Genomic DNA, 16,426 nt, shown 5'->3' with positions numbered 1-16,426 from the left:
ACATTGTAGAGACGTTTCATGAAACGTCTCTACAGCCTAGAGACATAAAGGGGGTAATCGTTGCGGATTTGGTATGAAAACGGCTATATCTTAAACCGCAGCCGCTACCTTATCGACAGGTTTAACTTGGCCGAGCAGTCCGTACAATTCCTCACCCTCGATCACCTCTGTTTCCAAGAGTTTGATGGAGATTGTTTCCAGCAAATCTCGGTTAAGTTTAAGGATATCCAAGGCTTGCTGATGGGCAGTGTCTACAATTTCCTTCACTTCGCGATCGATCGCTTGGGCCGTCTCATCGCTCACCATGCGGCGCGAGTTGGGCATACCACCATCACCCAGGAACGACTGCTGACCTTTTTCGTAAGCCAAAGGCCCCAAAATCTTGCTCATCCCGTAGGTCATGACCATCCGTTCTGCCAAGTCGGTTGCCCGCTGTAAGTCGTTGGATGCACCAGTTGTGATGCTGCCAAACACAATTTCTTCTGACGAACGTCCGCCCAATAGGGTGGCAATTTCACCTCGAATTTCGCCTTCATCCATTAAGAAACGGTCTTCGGTTGGCAGTTTCAACGTATAACCCAAAGCTGCCATACCGCGAGGTATGATGGAAATCTTTTCGACTTTACCACTACCCGGCATCAAGTAGCCAACCAGGGCGTGACCGACTTCGTGGTAGGCGACAATCTTTTTCTCTTTTTCGTTGAGGACGCGGCTTTTCTTTTCCAAACCGGCCACTACGCGCTCGATCGCTTCTGCCAGGTCTGCTTGCGCCACAGCTTCGCGTCGGTTGCGAGCTGCCAGCAAAGCGCCTTCATTGATTAAGTTTGCCAAATCTGCACCGGCAAAGCCAGGAGTACGAGTGGCGATCGCTTTCAAGTTTACATCCGGCCCCAGCTTGACTTTTTGCGCGTGAATCTTGAGAATCGCCTCGCGACCCGCTAAATCTGGACGGTCTACCAATACTTGTCGGTCAAAACGCCCAGGACGTAACAGCGCTGGGTCTAAACTTTCGGGGCGGTTAGTTGCAGCAAGCACAATCACAGTCGTATTTCCGGCTGCAAAACCATCCATCTCAGTCAGCAACTGGTTGAGAGTTTGTTCGCGTTCGTCGTTACCGCCGTAGAAACCACCGCTGCTACGAGACTTGCCGATCGCATCCAGCTCGTCAATAAAGATAATACAGGGCGCTTGTTTCTTTGCCTGCTCAAACAAATCGCGCACCCTTGCCGAACCGACGCCGACAAACAGTTCCACAAACTCAGATCCGGAGATGCTAAAGAAAGGCACACCTGCTTCTCCAGCCACAGCTTTAGCTAGGAGAGTCTTCCCAGTACCCGGTGGCCCTATCAGCAGCACGCCCTTGGGGATACGCGCCCCAAGTTGGGTGAAACGGCCTGGAGTCTTGAGGAAATCGACAATTTCGACTAATTCGGTCTTGGCTTCTTCCACCCCAGCTACATCAGCAAAAGTGATTTTGGCTGACTCGCCTTCTACATAAACCTTAGCTTTGCTCTTCCCAATTGAGAGCGCCCCTTGAGGGCCACCGCCACCGCGATTGACGAAAAACTGCCAGATGGCAATAAAGATCAGCGGCGGTATCACCCAACCTAGCAGACTGGTAAACCAGCCATTCTTCGGTGGAGGTGGAGCGGCAAACTCAACTCCTTTTTGCTCTAGAAGTTTGGGCAACTCTAGATCGAAAATGGGTGTGGTAGAAAGCACTTGCCCTAGCTGACTATCCTGGCCTTTGAGCTGGTAACGAATCTCGTTTTGACCAAGCAAGGCCCGCTCCACTTCTTGCTCTTCCACCTGGTGGATAAACAAGCTGTAAGGTACTCTAGGAGTCCGAGGGCCAAATAAACCGGGCAAAAACAAGTTCGCCAGCAGGAACAAGCCCGACAGCAATAACAGAATATTGCCAATCTGGCGAAAACGAGGGGTTTGAGGCTGGTCTTTGATAGCCATTGATCTGAATTCTCCTTAAATTTAAGCCGTTTTCTGCCTTAATTTGAGTATCGAGGCACTCAAATCAAAGTAAGACGACTCAGGTTGGGGGTTTTTCGCCTCCAACTCATCAAAAACTCTGTCTAACTGTTACAAGCTTAACATTTTGTTACCTCTGATGCGATCGAGTCATTGGTCATTGGTCAGTGGTCAGTGGTCATTGGTCAGTGGTCATTGGTCATTGGTCAGTGGTCATTGGTCATTAGTCATTCTCCCCCACTCTCCCAGTCTCCCACTCCCCTTTTTGACTTTTGAATGAGTGACTTTTCTAGCCCCCACTCCCTGCGATCCGGAGCAGGAGTGTGGCGTATTGTAAGAAAACATTTAGTTTGCGATCGTCAGTCAATAAAACGACTTGCTGAGTTCGGCTATGAACACCCGCGAAAAAATTTTTAGAGCGATAGTACAACAACCAGGACTGACTACACGCGAAATAATGGCTATCGCGCAACTTTCGCGCACAAACACACGCGAGCATCTGCAAAAGCTGGAAAGCTTGAGCTTGATCTATTCCCAACTGGATGCGAACAATCCTAACAAACATCGTTACTACCCAGTTGGTGGCTCAGAGGAAACTAAAATTTAAAAGCAGAGTGGCTCTTAACGCACCCTACAGATACTGCACTAACCTTAGATCAAAACTGCCGAGGCTTGCTTTTGCCTAGCGAATTTCTGTAGACGCCGGATACGACCCACCTAGAACCGGCAGGCCGCTGAGCAGTCCCAGCAGAGCCGCCGTTTTGATTTTGTTTCCCAGCATAGTGTAAAATATGCGGTTGTTGAAAATTTTATTCACATTGCTTTCAAGATCCCAAATTTCAGAGGGTTGTACTCTCTATCCCGTCAAGTAAACTTGCCTCTTCCCACTGGCATACAAAACTTGAAAAAAAGTTCTTTTGTTTTAAGCAAAAATCTAATAAGAGCAGTAATTATGGTGAAAATATTTAGTATAATTATCTTATCAACAACCCAGTAACCTGCTAATTTATATACACTTGACCGCATAGGAGTTAGAGGATGCCACAATATTCCTTAGCTGAAGATCCATCGATTATACTCGACATTCCAGGAAGAAACGATACTAGGAAAAATCGTGAGGCTGCTATCGAAAAATTAGTCGAACTCATGGATTCAGGAGAAGTAGAGATCGATTTAAAAGATGGATTCGGCCCAGACGAATTAATTCTGATTAAAACTCCTTCAAAGCAAGGTTCTTCAAATCAACAGGAGAGAACAACAGAAGAGACTGACACCATTACACAGGCTGTACAAGTTTTGACGCAATTTGCAACCCTCCGCCAGAAAGTAGAAGAGTTACGCCCTACTGCACAAGAAGCTCGCACCCAAATCGACCTTTTGTTTGAGGGGACTGTCAGCGTTGAACAGATACAACAAATCAAAGAAGGACTCAAATCTCTGAAAAATTTTGCCCAAACCAATATTCAACTTCGAGAAGCTTTGACCGAAGCGGAACAAGCACGGAAAACCTTGGATGAAGCAATGGTTACAACAGCCTTAGAAAAGGCGGCACTAGAAAAGGCGGCTATAAAAAAGGCGACAGAAGGTAATAAGTGATTGGTCAGAACTGGAAAGAGGAGGAGATGTAGGGACGCAAAGAGCATCCCTATATTGTTCGGATAATTTTATATGGAAAAATTGCATATTTACAATTTTTCATTCAAAATAAATTGTAAATATGCAATTCTTCAATCTTCCCTTTCCTAATGACTAATGAATAATCCGATCGAAAAGACGCTTGCTTTAATTATCCTCAGCCTGGGAATGACTCTGATAAGTTTTTACTTATCCATAAAACCGTTGGATAAGGGGTCGGAAGAGCGGGTAAAAAAGAACCCGCTTGCATCTTCGACCATTCCCAATTTACCAGGGTCATCAGTTATGCCGCTGCGACTTATCCCTGAGTTGGAAGATCTAGTGGGTTTCGATGAGCAGTTGTGGGGGAAAAACGATCGATCTCCAGATAAAGAGGCGCTTTTGAAGTCGATCGCGCAGAGTCTGCGTTACTTGCAAACTGACGATGCTGCTGCTGTTTATCGGCGGTATCCTGACGCGGAGATTACACGCGATCGCGTAATTCGCAGCCTCAAAAGATTCCGAGATTTGGTGAAGCAGTCTAATTCACCGACGGAACTTCAGGCAGCTGCGAAACGCGAGTTTGTCTTCTATCAATCTATTGGGAGAGACGGTTTGGGAAATGTTTTGTTTACCGCTTACTATGAGCCAATTCATCAAGCTAGTCGAGTCCGAGGGCCAGAGTATCGCTATCCTATATATAGGTTGCCACCAAATTTAAAGTTTTGGCCCAGACCGCACCCCACACGCGAACAGCTGGAAGGAAAGGATGGTTTGCAAGGTTCTCAAGGTCGGTTGCGGGGGTTAGAATTGTTCTGGTTGCGCGATCGCCTGGAAGCATACCTGATTCATATCGAAGGTTCTGCGCGACTTCAGCTAACTGATGGCACCGAAACTTCGGTGGGGTATGCGGGTAATACGGCTTACAACTATAAAAGTATCGGGCTAGAACTGGCAAATGATGGAAAATTGCCTTTAGAGGGTATGACGATGCCGACTATACTTGAGTATTTCAAAAAGTATCCAGAGGAACTGAATAACTATCTGCCACGCGATCGCAGTTTTGTTTTTTTCCAAGAAAATCACGGTGGCCCTGCTATGGGCAGCATTCATGTACCGCTAACAGCAGAACGATCGATCGCAACGGATAAATCTCTAATGCCTCCCGGTGCTTTAGCGCTAATTTATGCGTCCATTCCTTTCGTCAATTCTGCCTCAAGGATAGAATATCGCATTGTGACGCGCTATGTGCTTGACCAAGACACGGGAGGCGCTATAAAAGGAGGGGGGCGTGTTGATTATTTTCTGGGAACTGGGAAGGTGGCAGGCGATCGCGCTGGCGTAACTGTCGGTAATGGGCAATTATATTATTTGCTGCTGAAAAAATAATATTGCCTAAAACGCAGATGAATGGCGGTTGAAGGTAACCCTGAAACGATATTATACCACCTTAATACGTCCTTTTAAAAGGGCGTGATGCAGACGGTTAACTACGCGATGTTCTTCTTCATTTAGTTGATCTTCTAAAAAGGCTTGTTGCAGCACAGCTTGGTCTGCTGCTGTAATCTGACTGGAAGCGGCAATCTTAGCCAATACTTCGTAAAGCTCAGATGGTACAAAAGAAGTCTCGTCAGGGATAGAGTTATCCATATCTAAACCTTCTCTTGAAGCTGTTTTTGTACAGCCAGCGACTCCTTTTTGTGAAGAGAGACTATTGCGATCTTGCAAACAGAGGGGGTGCATAACGAGGGTATAACGTTTTATTAACTAAACATTCAAGATTCACGCAACTTTAACCCGATCCCATTGATGGTAGATTTGCTTAGCACCCTATTGCTTCTAACTATAGAGTTTGACGTAAGCCTTGATAACTTAAAGATAGTTGCCAGCGGACGTCAAAAACTCTATCAAGCGTAGTAACTTCCTATTTATATCCCAAGACTGATGGTAGTATGCGAAACTCCGATAGATAAGTGTCGTTGTAAAATAAAACCAAGTCCAGAGCGGCTTTACGCAGCTTTCCCCAAGGAATATTCCTTATATAGTTCAGCTTCGAGTTATACCGTATTGCTGAGCTTTTTTTAACAGTTTAACCAGATGAGGATGCTTTGATTCAGATGAGCCTTGCTTATAGAATACCATTTTGCCACCATAACTGACTAAAAATATACATTCTCTTAATGTCAGAAAAGCTGGGTCTTTCGGAATCCGGCCTACAATAATGTTCATAAGGAACATTATTGTAGGGACATGGCATCATAAATATGTCGGTCATACAAAAGATTTAATTATGCCGTGCCCAAATCAGCATATTTGACACGAAAGAACCACAAATACAGAGGCTTGAGCCAGAGGGGTAGAGTCCGCTATAGTGAAGTTCTTACCACTCTACTAAATAATCTTTCAGGAAAGCTTACTCATACTAATGGCTAGTCAAACTTCACTCGTTGATGAACTGTCTTGGTGGAACAACTTCATTAGCTCTCACCATCTTGACCCAAAGGCTTACATTCGGCGTGGCACGATAAATTTTAAACTCGCTAAAATTGATGAGTCTATTCAAGATTTTGACACAGCAGAAAAGCTCGACCCAACAGTCGCGCCATACCTGTGGCAGCGCGGCTTGTCCTTCTATTATGCCGAGAAATTTGAGGAAGGTGCCAAGCAGTTTCAGTTGGACTTGAGCGTGAATTCTCAAGACGTAGAGGAGACTGTATGGCGATATCTTTGCATCGCTCGACTTAAGGGTGCAGCCCTAGCGCGAAATTCACTCCTTACGGTAAAAAACGAGCCGCGATTCGTGATGAATTGGGTGTACGAACTGTATGCGGGAAATTGTACTCCAGAGGAGGTTTTTGCTGCGTGTGAGAAAGATGGTAAACGCGGCAAATTTTACAGCCATCTTTACCTGGGATTGTACTATGAAGCAGAGTCGGATGTAGAGCGTTCAAAGGATTATATTGTCAAAGCGGTTAAAGAGTACCAACTCGATGACTATATGTGGTATTTGGCGAAGGTACACCAACAGTTGCGAGGCTGGGTTTAAAGGAAATATCTGGTTTTCAGATTATGTTGTTCTGCTGGTTTTTTTATTAGGAACCGTTTATTTCTTGTGATAATAGGACTTACGCTTTTCTCCCCCCCAGCCCCCCAATCTGCTAGGCGATCGCTCAAGTTTTGCAATTCCTGGCGATCGCGGTTTATGCGATCGGTTAGCTCAACTAAGTCTTCTTTTGTGGCCCGATCGGCTGGATTGTTTTCAAGTTGCCGATCGATTTGATTTAGGCAAGCATTCATGGCTGCGGCAAATTCGTAGCGAGTTAGGGGACGATTTCCTTGATAAGTGCCGTTGCTATACCCGCTGATGCAACCGTAATTCGGCGCAGTTGAGGGTGTTGCGGTGGTAGGAAGTGCTACTGCTGCCAAAGGACTGATTATTATTGCTGGAAATAGCAATAATATACTTGGTAATCTATTTTTGGACATTGGTGGCATTCGAGGAAAAGTGAGTTTACTGAAATCGGCATACTATAGTTATTGTATTTTAAACTGGAGGACTGGGATAATATCATGTCCGGTAGCATCGGTTGCCTAAAAAATTCGCCTTATCATATCTGCGTGCATCTGCGTGCATCCCTCTTTATCTGCGGTAAAAAATTAACCAACGATGACAACAGACAATTTCCAGATATCGATCTTATAACTATCGATGCCACCGGACATCATATAACTGGTAGATCTGTCAGGTGCGATCGCAAAGCAAAAGCTCCGACTTTTGTTTCTCGACAAGCGACGAAGTTACACGATAAAACCGCCAAGTTAAAATCGCGGCGGCAAAAGCAAGTCCGAGTACCCAACCCAACCACAAACCCATACCGCCCCAACCGAGACGCAACCCGATAATATAACCGTTGAACGACTTTCGAGTTATCCCGATTGTTTGGAGCGAGGTATAAAGCCACAATTCTGCCTGGATATATCCAGAAAATTAATGCCATCACTGTCAAGGATGATATGATGGGATAGGTAATTCTATCCATTGGCTGACTTTAGTTCTCCCTCAAGGACGAGCGAATTCAACCTGGCAAATAGTTATTGTAGTGAAAGAGATAAACAACACTGAATGGGTGTTATACCGCTGTATCCCATTGTCAGACATCAAATAAAAGCGATCGTAGATGTCTGAACAGTGCTTGCTTATCGGCATAGACGGTGTGGAGTTTTTTTCGCTTCTTCCACTGTCTTATCACAAAGGCGAGGCGCAATCCTCGATACCAGCGGCCTTAGTGATAAACGTCGAGTGTTCTCATAAAATAGACAATCCTAGCACCCAGACCGTCTTGGCTCAGCTTGGTTCTGACCCTGGACGGCTTGGCTGCATCTAGACAAATTCAACTAGATATAATATTATAGGCAAAGCTCATCCTTCATTGGTGCTGGCAAAGGAAATTCCTCCCCTTGTAAGTAAGCATCAAACTGTTCTTCAAAACGACTCCAGCTGGTGGCGATCGAACGGTCTAATCTACAGGAAGGAGCTTCGCGAAATAAAGGCATCCTCTCTTCAATTATTGTTTTTATAGTTGGAGCTAACTCCTCAAATACATCAGTTTTGCTACCAGTGTAGTTCAATACAAGAAACCCAGGCTTACCCTTCATTTTCATCCAAGGTTCCCACGGCCCCATGCGATAATAAGATAGCGCTACGGAACGGTTTTCACTTGGACTTACTTCGCTATCATCAAGCATCTTGGTCGGAAAAATGAATTTGTAGGAATCTGACGCTCGCAGATATTCTTCGGGCGAATAATCGGCATATTTAGGATTGTTTGCTAACTCGTTAGGCAGTTTAGCGTTAAAATCTAATGATATGTAAGAGATTTCGGAAGCTATGTAAGCTATTAATTTTTGGGGAATCTGGAATTCCTGGTAGTCATAAGAACGGTGCAAGACGTTAAGTGTCTCGCCAGTCCAAGGATTTTGCCAAGACTTTAAAATTGCACCTGTTTCGCGATCGAGATAAAGAGTAATTTTACGACTCACCAAAGTCCAACGCGAATTCGCTTCATCCTTAATGCAGCGCGAGATATCCACGCCCAGAAAATCAAACAAGTGCAGCGGTTCATCATCATCCATCGGTTGAGCGTACATGGCACCTGTAGCTTCTAAATAGTGAGTTCTGCCGTCAGTGCTGCAACGTACCTTGACAAACTGCTCATCAGTAATAGTCGATTTGGCTAAGCTCATATTTTGTACCTGCATATCTTGAAACTATCGCTCAAAATAGACGATTAAGCTGCAAAAAGAAACTTTCTTTGGTTAGAATCTGAAAATAGGGCTGCATTATTGACAATAGGGAGTTGAAATGCTTGAATCTATACAAGTTCCATCAGATGTAACGTTTGAGAAGGCGATCGCACTCTCTGGGTCTTTGCTGAAGAAGATGGAGGCGGGTGAATTATCACCATCAGAGATAGGAACGATCGTTTCAGATTTAGCTAAAACTCAAAACGGTGCCAGAGGATTTTTCGTCACCTACTTGACATCTGACCAAACTCTTGCAGACAATCCCTCGCCGGAAGTTGTGCAGGCATTGCGATCGCATTCCGATACGGTAGCAGAACTATTGGCGAAGAATGTGGCGATGTCTGCGGCTATGGCACTTACCCATCGGCGCAAGGGAGACGAGGAGATGGCACAGTCTAGTGAGAGAGTACGCGATCGCACATCCCATCTGATTAAATTGGTCGATCGTCCTGGCGTCTACTCCATCTGTCGAGAAATATTGGAAAGTGCCATTACCGGAGAGGGAAGCTATAAAGTTTTTTTAGAACGTTGGGGTTACGATACCGAACAACGGCAGCTAATGTCTCAGGCATTGCAACAAGTTATAGGGGGCTAGAAAAGTTAAAAGTAAGCCTTTTTACTTGCCAGTACCTAATCCCTAGTCCATTCCAAAACAACTACTACAGATATAGTTCAAGGAGATATAGCCATAGTTAAATATTTGGTATGTTGTTGCGCTTCAACGCTCTTTAAGATAGCGCCCAAGCGCAACAACATACCTGAAATGCCCGATGCCCCAATCTAAAATCCATTGCCAATTAAAATGAATGGTGCCCAGTAAAAGGGATGATTGAGGCGATTTGCGATCCGCGATACACTCCCCTCAGCACGCGCACGCACGGCGATGCCTCGCTGTTCGTCTCCTGTTGTAGAGTTGTTGGTAATTAAAGCGATTTGAGCTTCGCGCAAAGCTTCGGCTTTTGTAATGTTGCCCTTTCGCAATGCTGCGTAAAAGGTATCCATCAACACTTGAGTGCCACCATCCGAAACTGACCACAATGAGGCTATAGCTGCCTTAGCACCAGCTTTTTGCATTTGGTAACCAAAGCCCAAAATCTCTTTTCCATTACCCAGCTGACCTCCGACGCCAGTTTCGCAAGCACTTAGCACTACTAAATCTACATTCGGTAATGACCAACTTTCGACATCGCGGAGACTAACGCGACTACCATCGCCAAACAGAATAAAAGATTCTTCCGGTTGACCTGTGACGAAGGCAGCATGAGTCGCAAAATGAACGATGTTGTAATCATTCAGGCGGGGAAGAACTGCTTCGCGATTAAAGGCATTATCTAATAATATAAGTGTGTTGTCAATATTCGCTGCCAAATTGTTTACTTCCCGACCTGCAAAGGGTAGTCCGGCGAAAGAAAATTCATTATTTCCTACTGGAAAGTTGTAATTACCTCTGGTAAAAGCACCGGCTAAAACGTGGGGGGTATGTCTGGGTGCGGGGGTTAAGTTAGTCAAACTGGCGGCGGTGATGTAGTTAATGGCATAACGCTGCACTAGCCATTGTTTGCCATCAAAAAGTGCTGCTAAAGGAATGTAGCGCAATTGTCCATCTGGGGCATATATTATTGTTTGAGCTTTGGCATTCGAGATGTCTTTTTCTATTGGTTTAATTAGTAAATTATATAACTGACGTGCTGGTATGGTAGCATCGGTAGAGGGGTTTTGTAAAGCTTGGCGAAATTGTGCGATCGCTTGTTTTACTACCAGCCGTTTTACAGGGGCCGATCGATGTATTGGCGCTGAATTAGCAGTCACCAGCACCAATTCGATTCTGTCTTCTAAAATTAACGGATAAAGCAGTACAGCTGGTTTTTCCACCTGCCGCAAGTTCTCCTGTACGCGATTTAAATTGGGCAGATTTAAATTTTCTCCCTTAGATTTCTGATTCAACTGCTGCACCAACGCCACAACATCTGGACTGCGGACAAACTCATTCAATTCTGGCTTTTCTTGCTGCTGCATTCTCTCCAATTCGGCAATCCTTTGTTGCTGAGTCTGTGTGCGTTGGCTATCTGGAATGCTGCGTAATTGTGCCAATTCTTTACCTAATTGCACCGCTTGGGAGTATTTTTCAGAAATCTGTTGTTCTTGCGGCAAAAAATCAACGCCTTTTGCTGTTTGGTCATTTCCACGCACATTTCGGAGATACTCGTCTACCTCTTGAACTTTCAGTAAATCCAAAACTTGTTGTGCTTCCGAAACGCGATTCTGTTTTAGTAACAAATCGGCTAATCGGCGATAGGTGTCTGCAACAGTATCTGTGAAAGATTTTTGTTGTTCTAGAGACAGGATTTTTAAATCTTTGCGGATAGATTCTGTAACATTAACCGCTTGTTTGTAGAAGATAATTGCCAAGGTTGACTGAGTTTGTTTTTCTAACAAATAACCGATGTTACCGAGGGCTATACTTTCTCCAGTTTTGTCGCCTACTTCTTGCAGAATAACTAAAGATTGTTGTAAAAATTTCAGGGCTTTGGGATACTGACGCAAACTGTAATAAACGCCGCCAATACTGTTAATGGTGCGACCTTCTCCCGCTTTGTCGCCAATTTGTTGACGAATTGCTAATGCTTGCTGTAAAAACTCTTGTCCTTGGGAATATTGTCCCAAATTAGAAGAGACGCCGCCAATATGATCGAGTGCGTCTCCCTCAGCAGCTTTATCGCCAATTTGTTGGGAAATTGCTAAAGCTTGTTGATAATATTCCAGGGCTTTGTTATAATCTTTGAGATTATCGTTAATAATGCCGATCGCATCCAAAGCCCGACCTTCTCCCGCCTTATCTCCTATTTCTTTACGAATCGCCAATGCTTGCTGCAATAATTCTAATGCTTGGGGATATTGACCTAAGTTATAGTAAACACCGCCAATATTATTGAGAGAGTTTCCCACGCCAGCGCGATCGCCAATTTGTTTGCGAATTGCTATTGCTTGTTGATAATATTCAAGCGCTTGAGGATATTTTCCTAGACTATAAGAAATACCGCCAACATTATCGAGAGTGTTGCCAATACCAACTTTGTCGCCAATCTCTTTGGCAATTTCCAAAGATTGCTGATAAGCTTCTAAAGCTTTATCATATTGACCTAAATTTTCGTAAATGACGCCTATGCCGTTGATAGTACTACCAACGCTAGCTTTATCGTCAATTTCTTGGAGAATGGGTAAAGCTTGTTGATAGTATTCCAGCGCTTTCGGATACTGACTTAGTTGGCGATAAACTAATCCAATATTGCTGAGGAGGCGTCCGATACCAGCTTTATCTTTGATGGTTTGACGAATCGCTAAAGCTTGTTGATAGTATTCTAGGGCTTGATTATATTCTGCTAAACTAGAGTAGACGCCGCCGATATTATTAAGGGTGCGTCCTTCGTCTCGTTTGTCTCCTACTTCCTGGCGAATTGCTAAAGCTTGTTGATATAATTCTAAGGCTTTGTCATAATCACCTTGTGCCGCGTAAATGGCAGCTATGTTGTGCAGCGCTTCTCCTTCAATTGCACGGTTACCGATTTGTTTAGCAATTGCCAAAGCTTGTTGATTTAATTCTAATGCTTTGGGATAATCACCTAATTGGCGATAAACAAAACCGATGTTGTTGAGAGTTTCGCCAATACCGGATCGATCGCGCAGTTCTTTACGAATAGTTAAAGCTGCTTGCAAATTTGACAAAGCTTTGTCATAGTCGGCTAAACTGGTGTAAACTTCGCCGATTTTGTTGAGGGTAGCGGCGATACCAGCTTTATCTTTTTGGTTTCTGCGAATTGCCAAAACTTGTTGATATGTTTGCAGTGCAGCTTGAAACTCACCGGAACGATATTGGGCGACACCTCGTTCAAATAATCGATCTACCCCAACAGTATTATTCTGGGAAACTGCGATCGACTGCGCCAACAAAAGATGTGAGCTTTTCCACTCAGAAGGTGTCAGGAGTAGAGAAAACAACAGCGTCGCAGTAAACAGGCTAAAGCGCTTAAAATGATGGTACATGAACAAGTTTTTGCTCAAAAAAGAATCTTTCTATATAAGAGTGTAACAAGTCTATGAAAACACCGACAGAACAAACTACGTCAACCTTATACGATCGAGATTATCAACTCTGGCTAGAGACAACTATACAACAATTGCGCGACGGACAGTTTCCCAATGTCGATTGGGAAAATTTATTTGAAGAGTTGGAAAGCATGGGTAGAAACAACCGACGAGCGGTTAAAAGCCTCCTAACGCGACTCTGGGAACACTTACTCAAGCTTGGTTACTGGGAATCAGAAAGAGAATACAACGCTAACAAATGGAAATCGGAAATAACAACGTTTCGTCAAGAAATTAGAGATGAATTAGCAGATAGCCCTAGCTTAAAACCTTATTTGGGTGAAATTTTTTCAGTGACTTACCTAGATGCCAAAAAGGTTATCGCTCGTTTAATCGATCGGCCTCTTGATTTTTTCCCAGAAGCACCCCCCACATCTTTAGAACAAGTTTTAAACGAAGATTGGTTTTTCGACCTACAAACCTACAACTGAAGATTATTGAATAAATTCGGGAAATGTTATTAGTTTGCGTAAGGCTTGAACCATAATTCACCTATCTAATCCATAGCAAAACTTCATCGCTTCACCTGCCAAATGCTTAAACCAACTCCACCGCTACTAATCATCATTTGCCCATCATTGCTGAAAGCTAAAGAATTAACTTCTATGAGTTGCCTTTGAGAATTACGGACTTCCAGGGTACGCACCAGTTGACCCGTATGCAGACTCCAAATTTTGATTGTACCGTCATCGCTGCCACTAGCGAGGATATGTGCGTAGGGGTCAATAGCAATAGACCTCACTATCGCAGAATGTCCTTCTAAAGTACGCAATAATTCTCCGGTGTTGGCGTTCCAAATTTTGATAGTATTGTCAGCACTACCGCTGGCAACAATTTGTCCAAAACGACTGATTGCGACGCAAGTAATATAATTTGAATGTCCGGTGAAAGTACGCAGCAATTCTCCCGTGTTTGCATTCCAAAGTTTGATAGTTTTATCGGCACTAGCGCTAGCGAGAGTCTTACCATCCGCACTAAAGGCAACAGCATTAACATAATTGCTATGTCCGGTGAGAGTACGCAACTCTTTGCCAGTGCTTTTGTTCCAAATCTTGATGATGTTTCTTTGAGGTTCGTAACCAGCACTGGCGAAAGTTTGATTATCGGGACTAAAGGCGAGAGAACTAACACTTGAATTAGATGTTGAGTCCCCATTGATGATGTTGTGCAGCAGTTGCCCAGTACCTAGATTCCATATCTTTATGGTTGCGTCATTACTGCTGCTGGCGAGAGTCTGACCATCTGGACTCATAGCAATTTGCCAAACGGGCTTGGAATGTCCGGTGAGAGTACGCAACTCTTTGCCAGTACTTGTGTTCCAAATTTTGATGGTGTTGTCGGAACTGCTACTCGCTAAAATTTGACCATCTGGGCTGATAGCGACACTCCGAACCAATTCTGTATGCCCGGAGAGGACTTTTTCTGGAGAAAAGTTGTCTCCTAAGTAAGATAAGTTAATTCCTGACTGTGGCGCTGCTTTCAGAAATGTGCTAATAGGAATTGCCAAATTAAATCCAGATTTAACATCAACTGTTGCCCCAGTTTCTGGATTAAAAACAGGTTCTCCTTCCGCCCGTCCGTGAATGCCAACCAAGCGCCCTTGTCCGTCCAATACGGGGCCACCGCTCATGCCCGCACGGGTGATGTTGGTATAAACTAAACCGTAACCATCTTCTAATGCTTGCAGGGGACGACCGGAAATGCTACCTTTGGTCATTTGGTAAATGGCTTGTGCGATCGCACGTCCGGGACGGGGCCAACCGGCAATATAAACTGTAGCGCCCTCGGTCACTCCATCGGAATCGCCTAATTCCGCAACGCGATAGTTTTGGTCGCTGGTGAACTGAACAACGGCTAAGTCAATCCCAGGCAATTTTTTGACCGTACTATAGTTCAAGGGATGTGTCTTGGCATCGGAAGTGACGATTTCGTATTGATCTTGGGTTGCCACAACGTGCTTGGCAGTGAGGGCGTAGTAATTGTTGCCTTGCTTGGAAATAATTACGCCTGACCCCGGATTTTGGCCGTTAATCAGAACTGTGACATCTTTAGCCATTTCGCCAATGGCTTTATCATCTAATGTTTGTTGTTGCGTTACGGCTATTTGAGATTGCACTACTACAATTGCCGCACCGATTAACGCCGCCGATAATCCATAGGAAAATTTCATCTATCCACCTGCCAAATTTCGATTATTCCGTCATTATTACCGCTGGCGAGTAGGGGCGGGTTTGCAAACCCGCCCCTACCGTCGGGACTAAAGGCGAGACTCTCACCCTTAATTACAACATTGCTTTTGTGTGCCTGCAAGTCGCGCAGAAATTCGCCAGTACGCAAATCCCATAACTTAACGGTGTTGTCCCAACTGCCCTCTACGCTGGCTAAAATTTTGCCATCGGCGCTAATTGCGATCGATGGCACCAGGTCAGAATGGCCTTTGAGAGTATTTTGCAGTTTGCCGGTGCGTAAGTTCCATAATTTAATAGTTTTGTCATAACCAGCACTTACCAAGGTTTTACCATCTGGACTGATGGCAACGCACAACACGAAGTTGGTATGTTCGGTGAGGGTATTTTGCAATTGTCCGGTGCGTAGGTTCCACAGTTTAACGGTTTTGTCATTGCTAGCGCTGGCTAAGATCCCCCCTAGCCCCCCTTGTGAAGGGGGGTTGGGGGGGATCGGACTAAAAGCAACGGACTGCACTGGGGCGGAATGTCCCGTGAGGGTACGCAGCAGTTGTCCGGTGTGCAGATCCCAAATTTTGATGGTCTTGTCAAAACTGGCACTGGCTAAGGTTTTTCCATCGGGACTGATGGCGACGGAAGCAACCCAGTCGGAATGTCCGGTGAGGGTGCGTAGCAGTTGTCCGTTATTGGGGTTCCACAGCTTGATGGTGTTGTCATGGCTGCCGGAAGCTAAAATGTTTCCATCTGGGCTGGACGCGATCGCACGCACCTCGTCTGTATGTCCGGTGAGAGTGCGTAGCAGTTGGCCGTTGTCTAGGTTCCACAGCTTGATGGTGCCTTCCCGACCGTCTGTGCTGATGTCATCATATCCGCCACTGGCAAGGATGTTGCGGCGCGGGATAAAAACGATCGAATTGACCGGATAGCGCGAATGCCTGAGAGTTTTGGTGGAAGTGGAGGAGGCTATGACTTTGGGCAAAGCCTGGGTGGGAATTAATGATGCTGTTGGCTTTGCCCGTCTGGGAATTAATGATGCTGTTGGCTTTGCCCGTCTGGGAATTAATGATGCTGTTGGCTTTGCCCGTCTGGGAATTAATGATGCTGTTGGCTTTGCCCGTCTGGGAATTAATGATGCTGTTGGCTTTGCCCGTCTGGGAATTAATGATGCTGTTGGCTTTGCCCGTCTGGGAATTAAT

General features: G+C 44.9%; 15 protein-coding genes. 8 read left to right on the top strand and 7 right to left on the bottom strand.

Annotated features, from left to right (window positions below):
- Positions 1 to 90 precede the first annotated feature (90 nt).
- On the bottom strand, positions 91 to 1,965 hold the full coding sequence (gene ftsH4, locus LAY41_RS31200; RefSeq protein WP_249106463.1) for an ATP-dependent zinc metalloprotease FtsH4: 1,875 nt from the start codon (positions 1,963 to 1,965) through the stop codon (positions 91 to 93).
- A 409-nt stretch (positions 1,966 to 2,374) separates the two neighbouring features.
- Between ftsH4 and LAY41_RS31195 the strand changes: the two genes are divergently transcribed.
- The 3 genes from LAY41_RS31195 to mltA all read left to right on the top strand — a co-directional run bounded on the left by LAY41_RS31195 (position 2,375) and on the right by mltA (position 4,986).
- The gene (locus tag LAY41_RS31195) at positions 2,375 to 2,590 is read left to right on the top strand and encodes a winged helix-turn-helix domain-containing protein (protein ID WP_249106462.1); all 216 of its coding nucleotides are present in this window, start codon (positions 2,375 to 2,377) and stop codon (positions 2,588 to 2,590) included.
- Between the two features lie 431 nt (positions 2,591 to 3,021).
- Entirely contained in the window at positions 3,022 to 3,579 is a 558-nt protein-coding gene (locus tag LAY41_RS31190) for a hypothetical protein (protein ID WP_249106461.1), read from the top strand.
- 156 nt (positions 3,580 to 3,735) lie between these two features.
- Positions 3,736 to 4,986, top strand: a complete 1,251-nt coding sequence (gene mltA / locus LAY41_RS31185) for a murein transglycosylase A (RefSeq protein ID WP_338023085.1) — start codon at positions 3,736 to 3,738, stop codon at positions 4,984 to 4,986.
- 51 nt (positions 4,987 to 5,037) lie between these two features.
- On the opposite strand, the gene LAY41_RS31180 is transcribed toward mltA, so the two are convergent.
- On the bottom strand, positions 5,038 to 5,247 hold the full coding sequence (locus tag LAY41_RS31180) for a hypothetical protein (protein WP_249106460.1): 210 nt from the start codon (positions 5,245 to 5,247) through the stop codon (positions 5,038 to 5,040).
- Between the two features lie 775 nt (positions 5,248 to 6,022).
- Here LAY41_RS31180 and LAY41_RS31175 point away from each other — a divergent pair.
- Positions 6,023 to 6,643, top strand: a complete 621-nt coding sequence (locus tag LAY41_RS31175; protein WP_249106459.1) for a tetratricopeptide repeat protein — start codon at positions 6,023 to 6,025, stop codon at positions 6,641 to 6,643.
- On the opposite strand, the gene LAY41_RS32700 is transcribed toward LAY41_RS31175, so the two are convergent.
- A complete protein-coding gene (locus tag LAY41_RS32700; protein WP_338023084.1) occupies positions 6,640 to 7,083 on the bottom strand; it encodes an S-layer homology domain-containing protein in 444 nt (147 codons plus the stop codon). The two genes, LAY41_RS31175 and LAY41_RS32700, sit on opposite strands and share 4 nt — an antisense overlap.
- Positions 7,084 to 7,167: 84 nt before the next feature.
- Between LAY41_RS32700 and LAY41_RS31165 the strand changes: the two genes are divergently transcribed.
- Positions 7,168 to 7,500, top strand: a complete 333-nt coding sequence (locus LAY41_RS31165; protein WP_249106458.1) for a hypothetical protein — start codon at positions 7,168 to 7,170, stop codon at positions 7,498 to 7,500.
- Between the two features lie 504 nt (positions 7,501 to 8,004).
- Here LAY41_RS31165 and LAY41_RS31160 read toward each other — a convergent pair.
- Positions 8,005 to 8,841: a DUF1838 family protein gene (locus tag LAY41_RS31160; protein WP_249106457.1), complete on the bottom strand. Its 837-nt coding sequence runs from the start codon at positions 8,839 to 8,841 to the stop codon at positions 8,005 to 8,007.
- Between the two features lie 118 nt (positions 8,842 to 8,959).
- Here LAY41_RS31160 and LAY41_RS31155 point away from each other — a divergent pair, with 118 nt between their 5' ends.
- Complete coding sequence (locus LAY41_RS31155) at positions 8,960 to 9,496, top strand: hypothetical protein (RefSeq protein WP_249106455.1); 537 nt, start codon at positions 8,960 to 8,962, stop codon at positions 9,494 to 9,496.
- 185 nt (positions 9,497 to 9,681) lie between these two features.
- On the opposite strand, the gene LAY41_RS31150 is transcribed toward LAY41_RS31155, so the two are convergent.
- Positions 9,682 to 12,942, bottom strand: a complete 3,261-nt coding sequence (locus LAY41_RS31150; protein ID WP_249106453.1) for a CHAT domain-containing protein — start codon at positions 12,940 to 12,942, stop codon at positions 9,682 to 9,684.
- A 53-nt stretch (positions 12,943 to 12,995) separates the two neighbouring features.
- Between LAY41_RS31150 and LAY41_RS31145 the strand changes: the two genes are divergently transcribed.
- Positions 12,996 to 13,475: a DUF29 domain-containing protein gene (locus LAY41_RS31145; RefSeq protein WP_249106452.1), complete on the top strand. Its 480-nt coding sequence runs from the start codon at positions 12,996 to 12,998 to the stop codon at positions 13,473 to 13,475.
- Positions 13,476 to 13,558: 83 nt separating this feature from the next.
- Here the strand turns inward: LAY41_RS31145 and LAY41_RS31140 are convergent, their stop codons facing one another.
- Complete coding sequence (locus LAY41_RS31140) at positions 13,559 to 15,214, bottom strand: WD40 domain-containing protein (protein ID WP_249106451.1); 1,656 nt, start codon at positions 15,212 to 15,214, stop codon at positions 13,559 to 13,561.
- On the bottom strand, positions 15,211 to 16,209 hold the full coding sequence (locus LAY41_RS31135) for a WD40 repeat domain-containing protein (RefSeq protein ID WP_249106450.1): 999 nt from the start codon (positions 16,207 to 16,209) through the stop codon (positions 15,211 to 15,213). The genes LAY41_RS31140 and LAY41_RS31135 overlap by 4 nt, the downstream gene beginning before the upstream one ends.
- Here LAY41_RS31135 and LAY41_RS31130 point away from each other — a divergent pair.
- A partial coding sequence (locus LAY41_RS31130; protein ID WP_249106449.1) for a hypothetical protein occupies positions 16,196 to 16,426 on the top strand: 231 nt, incomplete at its 3' end. The two genes, LAY41_RS31135 and LAY41_RS31130, sit on opposite strands and share 14 nt — an antisense overlap.

It is taken from the genome of Argonema galeatum A003/A1 (assembly GCF_023333595.1).
GTDB lineage: Bacteria > Cyanobacteriota > Cyanobacteriia > Cyanobacteriales > Aerosakkonemataceae > Argonema > Argonema galeatum.
The sequence above is the reverse complement of the archived record's forward strand: the minus strand, read 5'-3'. Positions and strand labels throughout refer to the sequence as shown.

Coding starts and splice junctions, on each gene's coding strand:
- LAY41_RS31140 (WP_249106451.1), bottom strand. CDS start 15,214: ATGAAATTTTCCTATGGATTATCGGCGGCGTTAATCGGTGCGGCAATT.
- LAY41_RS31195 (WP_249106462.1), top strand. CDS start 2,375: ATGAACACCCGCGAAAAAATTTTTAGAGCGATAGTACAACAACCAGGA.
- LAY41_RS31175 (WP_249106459.1), top strand. CDS start 6,023: ATGGCTAGTCAAACTTCACTCGTTGATGAACTGTCTTGGTGGAACAAC.
- LAY41_RS31150 (WP_249106453.1), bottom strand. CDS start 12,942: ATGTACCATCATTTTAAGCGCTTTAGCCTGTTTACTGCGACGCTGTTG.
- LAY41_RS31190 (WP_249106461.1), top strand. CDS start 3,022: ATGCCACAATATTCCTTAGCTGAAGATCCATCGATTATACTCGACATT.
- ftsH4 (WP_249106463.1), bottom strand. CDS start 1,965: ATGGCTATCAAAGACCAGCCTCAAACCCCTCGTTTTCGCCAGATTGGC.
- LAY41_RS31180 (WP_249106460.1), bottom strand. CDS start 5,247: ATGGATAACTCTATCCCTGACGAGACTTCTTTTGTACCATCTGAGCTT.
- LAY41_RS31145 (WP_249106452.1), top strand. CDS start 12,996: ATGAAAACACCGACAGAACAAACTACGTCAACCTTATACGATCGAGAT.
- LAY41_RS31160 (WP_249106457.1), bottom strand. CDS start 8,841: ATGAGCTTAGCCAAATCGACTATTACTGATGAGCAGTTTGTCAAGGTA.
- LAY41_RS31165 (WP_249106458.1), top strand. CDS start 7,168: ATGTCCGGTAGCATCGGTTGCCTAAAAAATTCGCCTTATCATATCTGC.
- mltA (WP_338023085.1), top strand. CDS start 3,736: ATGAATAATCCGATCGAAAAGACGCTTGCTTTAATTATCCTCAGCCTG.
- LAY41_RS31155 (WP_249106455.1), top strand. CDS start 8,960: ATGCTTGAATCTATACAAGTTCCATCAGATGTAACGTTTGAGAAGGCG.
- LAY41_RS32700 (WP_338023084.1), bottom strand. CDS start 7,083: ATGTCCAAAAATAGATTACCAAGTATATTATTGCTATTTCCAGCAATA.